The sequence below is a fragment of the Streptomyces sp. NPDC058459 genome, from assembly GCF_042721685.1.
Classification (GTDB): domain Bacteria; phylum Actinomycetota; class Actinomycetes; order Streptomycetales; family Streptomycetaceae; genus Streptomyces.
Map to the genome: position 1 here is coordinate 1 of NZ_JBHXLV010000219.1, position 10,640 is coordinate 10,640.

At 71.6% G+C, this 10,640-nt stretch carries 12 protein-coding genes; 6 read left to right on the forward strand and 6 right to left on the reverse strand.

Translation table 11 applies throughout. The annotated features are described in order from the left end of the window. Positions 1 to 5: 5 nt before the first annotated feature. Positions 6 to 902 (reverse strand): NYN domain-containing protein, encoded by an 897-nt coding sequence (locus ACFWN1_RS28045; RefSeq protein ID WP_384367716.1) that lies wholly within the window; start codon positions 900 to 902, stop codon positions 6 to 8. Positions 903 to 1,122: 220 nt separating this feature from the next. Here ACFWN1_RS28045 and ACFWN1_RS28050 point away from each other — a divergent pair, with 220 nt between their 5' ends. Then, a complete protein-coding gene (locus ACFWN1_RS28050) occupies positions 1,123 to 1,278 on the forward strand; it encodes a hypothetical protein (protein ID WP_384367719.1) in 156 nt (51 codons plus the stop codon). A gap of 62 nt (positions 1,279 to 1,340) precedes the next feature. Here ACFWN1_RS28050 and ACFWN1_RS28055 read toward each other — a convergent pair whose 3' ends face one another. From ACFWN1_RS28055 to ACFWN1_RS28070, 4 genes are all read right to left on the reverse strand, one after another. Beyond that, positions 1,341 to 1,946 (reverse strand): MarC family protein, encoded by a 606-nt coding sequence (locus ACFWN1_RS28055; RefSeq protein WP_384367722.1) that lies wholly within the window; start codon positions 1,944 to 1,946, stop codon positions 1,341 to 1,343. A 130-nt stretch (positions 1,947 to 2,076) separates the two neighbouring features. Beyond that, entirely contained in the window at positions 2,077 to 2,934 is an 858-nt protein-coding gene (locus ACFWN1_RS28060) for a PHP domain-containing protein (RefSeq protein WP_384367725.1), read from the reverse strand. A gap of 122 nt (positions 2,935 to 3,056) precedes the next feature. Continuing rightward, complete coding sequence (locus ACFWN1_RS28065; protein WP_384367728.1) at positions 3,057 to 3,698, reverse strand: DUF6758 family protein; 642 nt, start codon at positions 3,696 to 3,698, stop codon at positions 3,057 to 3,059. 129 nt (positions 3,699 to 3,827) lie between these two features. Then, positions 3,828 to 4,424 (reverse strand): suppressor of fused domain protein, encoded by a 597-nt coding sequence (locus ACFWN1_RS28070; protein ID WP_384367731.1) that lies wholly within the window; start codon positions 4,422 to 4,424, stop codon positions 3,828 to 3,830. Positions 4,425 to 4,884: 460 nt separating this feature from the next. On the opposite strand from ACFWN1_RS28070, the gene ACFWN1_RS28075 reads away from it, so the two are divergent. Next, positions 4,885 to 6,003 carry a magnesium and cobalt transport protein CorA gene (locus ACFWN1_RS28075; RefSeq protein ID WP_384367734.1) on the forward strand — a complete coding sequence of 373 codons (1,119 nt, stop codon included), beginning with the start codon at positions 4,885 to 4,887 and terminating at the stop codon, positions 6,001 to 6,003. Between the two features lie 23 nt (positions 6,004 to 6,026). Beyond that, positions 6,027 to 6,572 carry a hypothetical protein gene (locus tag ACFWN1_RS28080; protein WP_384367737.1) on the forward strand — a complete coding sequence of 182 codons (546 nt, stop codon included), beginning with the start codon at positions 6,027 to 6,029 and terminating at the stop codon, positions 6,570 to 6,572. Here ACFWN1_RS28080 and ACFWN1_RS28085 read toward each other — a convergent pair. After that, complete coding sequence (locus ACFWN1_RS28085; RefSeq protein ID WP_384367740.1) at positions 6,569 to 7,315, reverse strand: hypothetical protein; 747 nt, start codon at positions 7,313 to 7,315, stop codon at positions 6,569 to 6,571. The genes ACFWN1_RS28080 and ACFWN1_RS28085 overlap by 4 nt on opposite strands. Before the next feature lie 205 nt (positions 7,316 to 7,520). Between ACFWN1_RS28085 and ACFWN1_RS28090 the strand changes: the two genes are divergently transcribed. The 3 genes from ACFWN1_RS28090 to ACFWN1_RS28100 are packed head-to-tail and all read left to right on the forward strand — an operon-like array spanning position 7,521 to position 10,626. Then, positions 7,521 to 8,834: a magnesium transporter MgtE N-terminal domain-containing protein gene (locus tag ACFWN1_RS28090; RefSeq protein ID WP_384367743.1), complete on the forward strand. Its 1,314-nt coding sequence runs from the start codon at positions 7,521 to 7,523 to the stop codon at positions 8,832 to 8,834. After that, positions 8,827 to 9,450, forward strand: a complete 624-nt coding sequence (locus tag ACFWN1_RS28095; protein WP_384367746.1) for a DUF1003 domain-containing protein — start codon at positions 8,827 to 8,829, stop codon at positions 9,448 to 9,450. The genes ACFWN1_RS28090 and ACFWN1_RS28095 overlap by 8 nt, the downstream gene beginning before the upstream one ends. 42 nt (positions 9,451 to 9,492) lie before the next feature. Continuing rightward, positions 9,493 to 10,626, forward strand: a complete 1,134-nt coding sequence (locus ACFWN1_RS28100; protein ID WP_384367749.1) for an Mrp/NBP35 family ATP-binding protein — start codon at positions 9,493 to 9,495, stop codon at positions 10,624 to 10,626. The last annotated feature ends 14 nt before the right edge of the window (positions 10,627 to 10,640 follow it).

Here is a 10,640-nt window from a genome sequence, read left to right on the forward strand (position 1 = left end):
CAGTGTCAGTACTGCGTCTGCAGGTGTTCCCAGAACCCGTCCCGCAGCGAACGGCGCAGGTCGGCCTGGCCGCGCAGCGAGTACTGGAGCAGCCCCTCCGCCTCCACCAGGAGGTCCTGGTCGACCGAGCCGGGCAGGTACGGGTGGCCCGGGAGGAGTTCCATCAGGGTGTCCCGGCCCCGGGAGACCAGCCACTTCGCCGCGATCTGGGCGCCGACGAAGCGTACGTCCTCGCGGGTCGGCCGGTTGCCGGGCGTGGCCTCGTAGGAGGCCGCCGTGCGGCGGGAGACATACGGCTTGCAGAACTCCAGGTCGAAGGTGCGCTGGCTGTCGACCTCCCACAGCAGCGGCTCGGCCTGGTTGCGGCCCTCGGGCGCCTCGATGCCCCACAGGTGGACGCGTGCGCCGTACCCCTGGGCCGCCTCGACCGCCGACACCAGGTCCTCGTCACCGCCGAGGAGTGCCGCGTCGCTGATGGCGCGGTGGCGGGCCAGGGACTCCAGGTCGGTACGGATCAGGGAGTCGACGCCCTTCTGCTGGTTGTGGGCGTTGAGGTTGCCGAGGCGGACCTTGACGTCGGGCAGCTCGGCGATCGACTGCTGCTCGGCGGTGTGGATGCGGCGCCGGGCGCCGTCGTACCAGTACACGCGCAGCAGGCGGCTGTCGGCGAAGATCGAGCGGGCCTTGTCGATGAGCGCGTCGATCAGACCCTCGGCGTCAAGGTCGAAGGCCCGGCGGTCCTCGGTACCGGCCACCAGCCGGCCGGCGGCCGCGAAGAGATAGCCCGCGTCCACGAAGATCGCGTGGGTGGAGGGTGTCTTCGCCACCTCGGCGAGCATGCGTTGCAGCAGTCCGTTGGTGTGGTCGATGCGGGCACCCAGAGCCGCCAGGTCGTCGTTCATCGGGTCCATTGTCCCGGCCGTCACGCTGCGAACACAACCGGTCCCCGTCAGTCCCGCCGCGCGGTCTTTTTACCGGACAGTAATTAGCCCGTCAAAAAGTTTCGTTAGCGTAGGGAATGTTTGCGGTGGGCCGTTCGTTGTCTACACATGTGACACCGCGACGAACATGTCGCTCACCAGTAGTTCTCCGCAGGAGGATGACCAGACGAAGGGAGAAGCCATGCGCTTCGAAATCATGCGACTCGACGAGGTCGACGGTTCCACCGTGGACAGCACCGTCGTGGACGCCGCCTCCGTCAACCGGATCGTGCAACAGGCGGCCGCCATCGGCCAGCGCCTGTGGATCCGCCCCGCAGAAGGCCGCACGGCCTCGTAGGCCGCACGGCCCCCTAGGGCGCACGACGCACTCAAGCCTTCCGGGGGAGCCGAGGCCGAGTCTCAGCTCCCCCGGATCACCTGAGTGACCCCGTTGATGATCTGCTGCACGGCGATCGCGGAGAGCATCATGCCCGCGAGCCGTGTCACCAGGACGACACCGCCGTCCTTGATGACCTTGATGACCAGCAGCGAGTAACGCATCACCAGCCACAGCACAACATGGATGGCGAGGATCGCCGCCCAGACCGAGACCTGCGTGGCGACACTTCCGGCCTTCTGTACGGCCAGGATCACCGAGACGATCGCGCCGGGCCCGGCGAGCAGCGGCATGCCCAGCGGGACGAGGGCGACATTGACGTCCTTTGTCTGCTTGGGCTCGTCGGTCTTGCCGGTGAGCAGGTCGAGCGCGATCAGCAGGAGCAGCAGGCCGCCCGCGATCATCAGCGCCGGGACCGAGACATGCAGATAGTCGAGGATCTGGTGGCCGAGCAGACCGAAGACGGTGATGACCCCGCCCGCCACGCAGACGGCCTGGAAGGCCATCCGCTTCTGGATCTTGGCGGGGCGCCCGGCGGTGAGGGCGAGGAAGATCGGGGTGATCCCCGGCGGGTCCATGATGACGAAGAGGGTCAGGAACAGGGAGCCGAAGACGGCGAGGTCGAACATCGTGTGCCTTGCGTGATGGAGCTGTCGTCGCAGGACGCCCTGAGCCCCCCGGAGGGCGGGAACAGGGCGCGCACGGCGGACGGTGCGGTGATCGGGTGGAGGGAAAAGCAGAGGGGTGGCGCCGAGAGGCTCAGACCCCGCCGGTCCCCGGGACGGGGAACGCGCCGGTCGCCCGGCGGATGATCTCCCCGTAGACCTCGGGGTCCGTGGTGTTCTCGCCCAGGGCGACGGTCTTGCGGGTGCCGTGGTAGTCCGAGGAGCCGGTGACCAGCAGGTCCAGGTCCCCGGCGAGGCCGCGCAGACGGGTCCGGGTGGCCTGGTCGTGCTCGGTGTGATCGGCCTCCAGACCGTCGAGCCCGGCGGCGGCCATCCTGGCGATCGCGTCCCGCGGCACCGTGCGGCCGCGCTTCACGGCGGCCGGGTGGGCGAGGACGGTCACCCCGCCCGCGTTCTTCACCAGCCGGATCGCCTCGACGGGGTCGGTCTCGTGCTTGACGACGAAGGCGCGCCCGCCGTCGGCCAGCCACTCGGGCGTGAAGGCGTCGCTCACGGTCGGGACGACACCCAGTTCCACCAGCGCGGACGCCAGATGCGGGCGGCCCACCGTGCCGCCGGCGGCGATCCGCTCGACCTGCTCCCAGGTGACCGGTACGCCGAGCGCGTTCAGCCTGGCGATCATCGCGTGGGCGCGCGGCACCCGGTCGTCCCGGACCAGCTCACGCTCGGCGAGCAGGGCGGGCTCCTCGGGGTCGAAGAGGTAGGCCAGCAGATGCAGGGAGACGCCGTCGGTCCGGCAGGAGAGTTCGGCGCCGGTGACGAGGGTGAGCCCCTCGGGCAGGGCGGCCAGCGCCTCGGCGTGCCCCCGGGTGGTGTCGTGGTCGGTCAGCGCGACCACGTCCAGTCCGACGCCGGCGGCCGCGCGCATCAGCCCGGCCGGGGTGTCCGTGCCGTCGGAGGCGGTGGAGTGGCAGTGCAGATCGATGCGCACGGCTGCTCCGGAGGCTGGGGGGACGGCAGGGACCACCCAAGGATAGCCGCGCGAACGGCATGCCCTGTCACACCCGCGACCGGGGAGCGCCCCCTACAGCCCCCAGCTCCCGCCCCTGGGGGTTAGGGCCGCGTCAGCCGGGGCGAGAGCGCGCCGCAGGGCACCAGGTCCACCTCGGGGCCCGCTTCCCGCAGATCCGTCAGCACCAGTTCGTCGTACATCAGCAGGCCGGACTGCGCGGGCCAGGTGACCGCCCACAGCCATACGCCGAGGGCCTCGCCGGCGAAGACGGCGCGGTCGTCCGGGGTGCCGGCGACGTGCCAGAGCGGGGTGGGGCGGCCGGTGGCCAGCACCTTGGCCTGCGGCGGCTTCTCCATGTCCAGGTAGGGGCCGGGGTCGGGGCCGTCCAGACCCGCGTACCGCGCGCCGAGGCCGACGCCCAGTTCCTCGGCGACGAGGACCAGCTCACCCGGACCGCCCAGCGGGCCGGGTCCCGAGCAGGCCACGACGGTGGCCCGGCCGCCGCCGGGGGCGTCCCCCGCGTAGGCAACGCCGGTGAACAGCCAGCCGACCGGCAGCGGCCACGGCATCCACAACGGGACCTCGGTGCGCTGCACCACGGCGGTGACGGCCTCGACGCTGGGCGGGATCACAGGCTGCAACGGGTACACCGCGCCGTGCGTGTCGCACTGCCACGTATCGGCGAAGAGACCGGGAGCCCGGACCCGGCCACCACATCTCGGGCAACTGGGTTCGCCCCTCATAAAGCCCCACGCTCCTACCCCGGCCGCCGCACGTCAAGGACGATCACCCGGACGGCCCTGGACCACCACCCGCACGACCATCAGGGGTCTGTCAACTCCGCCGAGGCCGCGGACACTTGGTGAGCTTGCTCACTCCGGCGCCGGACCGAGCGGGACGGAGGCGCGGCCCGGGTCGCGCAGGTCGGTGCCGTGGGTGAGCCAGCGCTCCTGGAGGGCGCCCGCGCCGTGCACCCGCTTCCACGCGGCCTCGTTCGGTGTCATCGGCAGCAGCGGCAGGAAGCGCACCGGGTCCAGCGGGGCGTCCAGCTCCAGGTCCTCCACCAGCCCGCCCGGCTCCCCCACGAGCACCGAGGTGAAGGCCGCGCCGGGCCACAGCGGCTCCCCCACGTCCAGCGAGGCACCGGGGGCCACGACCACCCCCTCCACCTGGGGGGACGCGGCGAGCACGGCGAGCGGGCGGAGCACCGGCCCGGTGTCGACGAGTCCCGCGCGGACGGAGAGGACCAGCTCGGCACGCGGTCCCTCGACGGGGTCGGCGACCAGGGCCGTGGGGTCGCTCATGGGGTGCGCCGACATGCCCAGCGTGGCGTAGCGGACCACCTCCCCCTCCTGGAAGCGGAGCACCTCGATGCGGTCCGCGCCGAGGAAGGTGACCGAGGCCCGCGCGCCCGGTTCACCGAACGCCGAGTTCAGCCGCGCCTCGACCAGGGGAAGAACATCAACCATGCCGTGAGCATAGAACTCGTCAGTGGCGGGCAAAGCTGCGCCTTGACACAACGGGCTGCTGCTACGCTGAGCCGGTCGTTCGGGGCCGCGTGCACATGCTCGCCGTCGAGTCCCCGACGCCGATGAGACTCCCTCACGAGGGACCGGCCGGAGGAGGTGGGGCTGTCATGGATCGAAGTCGACCGTGCAGTACCACTCGCTCTTCCGGCTGTTGATGTCATTCCTGGCCGACCGCCACCTTTTCGTTCGCCTCGCCGTCCGGAAGAGCACTTCGTTTCGCTTTGCCTGATCTGCCTGATCTCACTTCAGTCCTGCATCAGTAGCGAAGTCGCCACCGCGACGGTGCGGTGCTCCCCGCTTTGTGGACGTGCCAAACGTATGCAGTCCGAACGTCCCCATTCCGGGTAGTTCCACCCGTCGCAGGCGCACTCTCGTTGCCCGCCCGCGAAGGAGCCTGCCCATGTCGATGATCCGCGACCTGCGAGCCGTGGTCCGACCGTCCACCCGCCCCGCCCCGCGCAAGGAGGCGGCCGCTCCCTTCGAGACCGACACCACCACGTCCTCGGCCGTGGTCGACTGCGCCGTCTACCGCGACGGCGCGCGGGTGGAGAGCGGACGCACCCTCAGCCCGCAGGAGGCGATGCGCGAGGTGCGCCGGGACGGCGGCTTCGTCTGGATCGGCCTGCACGAGCCGACCGAGGCCGAGTTCGCGGGTATCGCCAGCGCCTTCGGACTGCACCCGCTGGCCGTGGAGGACGCCGTCCAGGCCCACCAGCGCCCGAAGCTGGAGCGGTACGACGACTCGCTGTTCACCGTGTTCAAGACCGTCCACTACGTCGAGCACGACCAGCTCACCGCCAGCAGCGAGGTCATCGACACCGGTGAGGTCATGTGCTTCACCGGCCGGGACTTCTTCATCACCGTCCGGCACGGCGGGCAGGGCTCCCTGCGGACGCTGCGCCACCGGCTCCAGGACGACCCCGAGCTGCTCGCCAAGGGCCCCTCCGCGGTGCTGCACGCCATCGCCGACCATGTGGTGGACGGCTACATCGCGGTCGCGGACTCGGTGCAGGACGACATCGACGAGGTGGAGACCGAGGTCTTCTCCCCCGGCCGCAACGGCGGTGTCTCGCGCGGTGTCGACTCGGCCCGGATCTACCAGCTCAAGCGCGAGGTACTGGAGTTCAAGCGCGCGGTGGCCCCGCTGCTGCGCCCGATGCAGCTGCTGAGCGAGCGGCCGATGCGGCTCATCGACCCCGACATCCAGAAGTACTTCCGTGACGTCGCCGACCACGTGGCCCGCGTCCACGAGCAGGTCATGGGCTTCGACGAGCTGCTGAACTCCATCCTCCAGGCCAACCTGGCGCAGGCGTCCGTCGCGCAGAACGAGGACATGCGCAAGATCACCGCCTGGGCCGCCATCATCGCCGTGCCCACCATGGTGTGCGGGGTCTACGGCATGAACTTCACGTACATGCCCGAGCTGCACTGGAAGTACGGCTACCCGGTGGTCATGAGCATCACGGTCGTCCTGTGTCTGGGCATCCACCGCACGCTGAAGCGCAACGGCTGGCTCTGAGCGCCCCTGGATAGGCTGGGCGCATGAGCAGCGAGCCGCCCGCCCAGGCCCTCATCGAACAGGCCCTCTTCGACCAGGCCCTCATCGAGGAGGCCACCAGGAAGTCCGGCCTGATCTGGGTCCGGGGCGCCGGAGCGCCCGCCGCCCGCCCGCTGTGGCACGTCTGGCACGAGGGCGCGGCCTGTCTGGTCGGTGACGGTCCCGGGGAGCAGCCGCTGCCCGGCCTCACGGACGGCGGCGCGGCCGAGGTCGCGGTGCGGAGCAAGGACAAGGGCGGCCGGCTCGTCACCTGGCGGGCGACCGCGCACCGGCTGGAGCCGGGGTCGGCCCAATGGGAGGCGGCGGTCGCGGAGTTGAAGGGCAAGCGGCTCAACGCCCCCGGCAGCGAGGAGATCCCGGCCCGCTGGGCCCGCGAGTGCACGGTGCTGCGCCTGGTCCCCACCGGGGCCGTGGAGCCGCCGCCCGCCGGCAGCCTGGCCGAGCCCCCGCTGCCCACCCCGGCCACCACCCGCGTACCCGTACCGGCCGCGCTGCCCAGGCTGCTGGCCAGGCGGCGCAAGAAGGGCTAGGAGCCCGGTAGTTGGCCGCCGTAGTCGACCGTGTCGGACTTGGCGGGTTCGGCGGCCGGGAAGTCCTTGCCCCACTCGGAGAAGGTGAGGGTGCCGGCGCCGCCGCCGCGCACCAGGCGCAGCGGGTAGGGCTTGCCCTCCAGGGAGACGTCCAGGGTGCCGCCGGGGCCGCCGTCGCCGGTGACCCGGATCGTGCGGGTGCCGGCCTGTTCGTGGTGGCCGGCGGTGGCTAGCTCGCCGTGCAGGGTGAGCAGGGCGGGCAGCAGCACGTCCTTCTCGGTGAAGCCGCTGAACTTCTGGTACGCCGGGTCCTTCTGGGGGACCTTCACGAACTTGCCGTCCAGCTTTCCCGCGGCCGAGGTGTCCCCGCCGTGGTTCCAGAAGGCGGCGCCGGCCTTCAGGTACAGCGCCTCGCCGACCCGGAGCAGCTGGAAGCTGGAGTCCGCGGAGGTCACCGAGCCGCTGCCGCCGCCGGACTTCAGCCGCATGTCCAGCTCGAAGGTGACGCCGCCGGTGACCACGGTCCCGGCCAGGTGCACCGCGGGTGCCGCGTCGGCCGCCGCCCGGCTCTGTGTCTGGATCTTCCGCGCGGACAGTCTGCCCACCCCGTTGGTCCCGGCGTCCGGGTCCTCCTCGCCGCATCCCGTCAGCATCGTCAGCGCCGACACGGCCAGCACGCACAGCGCGGTCACCCGCACGGTCCGCGCGGCTCTCCAGGTGTGTGCCTGGGGAATCGCAGTCACAGGTGGGGCTGCCTCTCTGCCGTTGCCGAATGGGCGTACGGCAGCGTACCGGGGGCACGCGCCCCGAGCGGAGCCCGTCCGTCCGGGGCGTCCACCGGGGCGTTTCCGATCGGTACGGGCTAGCCTGAAGCGCACAAGCGTGGCTATATCAGAGCGAATCCGCACCAATCCTCTCCGCATCCCGAGCACGGCAAAGGAAGCACAGATGGCAGCCGGTGTCCCCCGGATCTTCGTCTCGCACCTCGCCGGGGTCCCCGTCTTCGACCCGGCGGGCGACCAGGTCGGCCGGGTCCGCGACATCGTCGTCATGCTGCGCGTCGGCCGCCGCCCGCCCCGGGTGCTCGGGCTGGTCGTGGAGCTGTCCACCCGGCGCCGGATCTTCCTGCAGATGACCCGGGTGACCGGCATCGACTCCGGCCAGGTCATCTCCACCGGTGTGGTCAACGTCCGCCGCTTCGAGCAGCGGCCCACCGAGCGCCTGGTCTTCGGGGAGCTGCTGGACCGCCGGGTCACGCTGGTGGAGACCGGCGAGGAGGTCACCGTCCTCGACCTCTCCCTGCAGCAACTGCCCGCGCGCCGCGAGTGGGAGGTGGACCGGGTCTACGTCCGCAAGGGGAAGAAGGGCGGCGCCTTCCGGCGGGCCAAGGGCGAGACGCTGACCGTGGAGTGGTCGGCCGTCACCGGGTTCTCCCTGGAGGAGCACGGGCAGGGCGCGGAGAACCTGCTCGCCACCTTCGAGCAACTGCGCCCCGCCGACCTCGCCAACGTCCTGCACCACCTCTCCCCCAAGCGCCGGGCGGAGGTGGCCGCCGCCCTGGACGACGACCGGCTCGCCGACGTGCTGGAGGAGCTGCCGGAGGACGACCAGATCGAGATCCTCGGCAAGCTCAAGGAGGAACGCGCGGCCGACGTCCTGGAGGCCATGGACCCCGACGACGCCGCCGACCTGCTCGGCGAGCTGCCGGAGGAGGACAAGGAGCGCCTGCTGAGCCTGATGGAGCCCGAGGACGCCGCCGACATGCGGCGCCTGATGTCGTACGAGGAGCACACCGCGGGCGGGCTGATGACCACCGAGCCGATCGTGCTGCGCCCGGACGCCACGGTCGCCGACGCGCTCGCCCGGGTCCGCAACCCCGACCTCTCCCCCGCGCTCGCCGCCCAGATCTACGTCTGCCGCCCGCCGGACGAGACCCCCACCGGCAAGTACCTGGGCACCGTGCACTTCCAGCGGCTGCTGCGCGACCCCCCGTACACCCTGGTCAGCTCGCAGGTCGACGACGACCTCCAGCCGCTGTCCCCGGACGCCACGCTGCCCGTCATCGCCGGGTTCTTCGCCACGTACGACATGGTCGCCGCGCCCGTGGTGGACGAGTCCGGGTCGCTGCTGGGCGCGGTCACCGTGGACGACGTACTGGACCACATGCTGCCCGAGGACTGGCGCGAGACCGAGTTCCACCTGGACGAGATGCCGGAGCGGAGCGCCGGGGACGCCGGCCGGGGGGCGGGCACGCATGGCTGAGCGCGACGGCGGCCGCGAGGGCCGCGACCGTGCCCCGACGGGCGCCACGGCCTCCCGGCCGCGCGTGCCGCGGCTGGACCAGCCGCGTCCGCCGCGCCGCCGGGTGGTGCCGGAGTGGGACCCGGAGGCGTTCGGCCGGCTGTCGGAGAAGATCGCCCGGTTCCTGGGCACCGGGCGCTTCATCGTCTGGATGACGGTCGTCATCATCGCCTGGGTGCTGTGGAACATCGCGGCACCGGACGTGGTGCGCTTCGACTCCTACCCGTTCATCTTCCTGACGCTGATGCTGTCCCTCCAGGCGTCCTACGCGGCTCCGCTGATCCTGCTCGCGCAGAACCGGCAGGACGACCGCGACCGGGTCAATCTGGAGCAGGACCGCAAGCAGAACGAGCGGTCCATCGCCGACACCGAGTACCTGACCCGCGAGATCGCCGCGCTGCGGGCGGGCCTGGGCGAGGTCGCCACCCGCGACTGGATCAGGTCCGAGCTGCAGGATCTGGTCCGGGACCTGGAGGCGGACCAGCGCGCCGACGGCGGGCCGGGGCGGGCCGCTCCGCGCCTGTTCCCGTCGGAACGGACGAACCGCCCGCCGGGACGTGACGCAGACGACCGCTGAGGGGCTGCCCGCGGGCCCCGGGCAGCGCCGTACCATCGTCGTATGGCTACGGAAGACGCGGTGCGCGAGGCACTGGCGACGGTGAACGACCCCGAGATCAACCGACCCATCACCGAACTCGGGATGGTCAAATCGGTGGAGATCGGCTCGGACGGAGCGGTCGCGGTCACGGTCTACCTGACGGTCTCCGGCTGTCCGATGCGCGAGACGATCACCCAGCGGGTGACCGACGCGGTCTCCGCCCTGGAGGGCGTCACCCGGGTCGACGTCTCGCTGGACGTGATGAGCGACGAGCAGCGCAAGGAGCTGGCGAGCGCGCTGCGCGGCGGGCAGGCCGAGCGCGAGGTCCCGTTCGCCAAGCCCGGCAGCCTCACCCGCGTCTACGCGGTCGCCTCCGGCAAGGGCGGGGTCGGCAAGTCCTCGGTGACGGTGAACCTGGCGGCCGCCATGGCCGCCGACGGTCTGAAGGTCGGTGTCGTGGACGCCGACATCTACGGGCACAGCGTGCCGCGCATGCTGGGCGCGGACGGCAGGCCCACCCAGGTCGAGAACATGATCATGCCGCCGTCGGCGCACGGCGTGAAGGTCATCTCCATCGGCATGTTCACCCCCGGCAACGCCCCGGTGGTCTGGCGCGGCCCGATGCTGCACCGGGCGCTCCAGCAGTTCCTGGCGGACGTGTACTGGGGCGATCTGGACGTGCTGCTGCTGGACCTGCCGCCGGGCACCGGCGACATCGCCATCTCGGTGGCGCAGCTGGTCCCGAACGCGGAGATCCTGGTCGTCACCACCCCGCAGCAGGCGGCGGCGGAGGTCGCCGAGCGCGCGGGCTCGATCGCGGTGCAGACGCACCAGAAGATCGTCGGTGTGGTCGAGAACATGTCCGGGCTGCCCTGCCCGCACTGCGACGAGATGGTGGACATCTTCGGCACCGGCGGCGGCCAGATCGTCGCGGACGGCCTGACCCGCACCACCGGCGCGACCGTGCCCGTGCTCGGCAGCATCCCGATCGACGTGCGGCTGCGCGAGGGCGGCGACGACGGCAGGCCGGTCGTGCTGACCGACCCGGACTCCCCGGCCGGCTCGGCCCTGCGTACCATCGCGGGCAAGCTGGGCGGCCGCCGGCGCGGCCTGTCGGGGCTGGCGCTGGGCATCACCCCGCGCAACAAGTTCTGAGCCCGGGTACGACG

Excerpts from the sequence above, each read along its gene's own strand:
- ACFWN1_RS28050 (WP_384367719.1), top strand. The coding sequence starts at position 1,123 with ATGCGCTTCGAAATCATGCGACTCGACGAGGTCGACGGTTCCACCGTG.
- ACFWN1_RS28065 (WP_384367728.1), bottom strand. The coding sequence starts at position 3,698 with ATGAGGGGCGAACCCAGTTGCCCGAGATGTGGTGGCCGGGTCCGGGCT.
- ACFWN1_RS28090 (WP_384367743.1), top strand. The coding sequence starts at position 7,521 with ATGGCAGCCGGTGTCCCCCGGATCTTCGTCTCGCACCTCGCCGGGGTC.
- ACFWN1_RS28075 (WP_384367734.1), top strand. The coding sequence starts at position 4,885 with ATGTCGATGATCCGCGACCTGCGAGCCGTGGTCCGACCGTCCACCCGC.
- ACFWN1_RS28100 (WP_384367749.1), top strand. The coding sequence starts at position 9,493 with ATGGCTACGGAAGACGCGGTGCGCGAGGCACTGGCGACGGTGAACGAC.
- ACFWN1_RS28095 (WP_384367746.1), top strand. The coding sequence starts at position 8,827 with ATGGCTGAGCGCGACGGCGGCCGCGAGGGCCGCGACCGTGCCCCGACG.
- ACFWN1_RS28080 (WP_384367737.1), top strand. The coding sequence starts at position 6,027 with ATGAGCAGCGAGCCGCCCGCCCAGGCCCTCATCGAACAGGCCCTCTTC.
- ACFWN1_RS28055 (WP_384367722.1), bottom strand. The coding sequence starts at position 1,946 with ATGTTCGACCTCGCCGTCTTCGGCTCCCTGTTCCTGACCCTCTTCGTC.
- ACFWN1_RS28070 (WP_384367731.1), bottom strand. The coding sequence starts at position 4,424 with ATGGTTGATGTTCTTCCCCTGGTCGAGGCGCGGCTGAACTCGGCGTTC.
- ACFWN1_RS28045 (WP_384367716.1), bottom strand. The coding sequence starts at position 902 with ATGAACGACGACCTGGCGGCTCTGGGTGCCCGCATCGACCACACCAAC.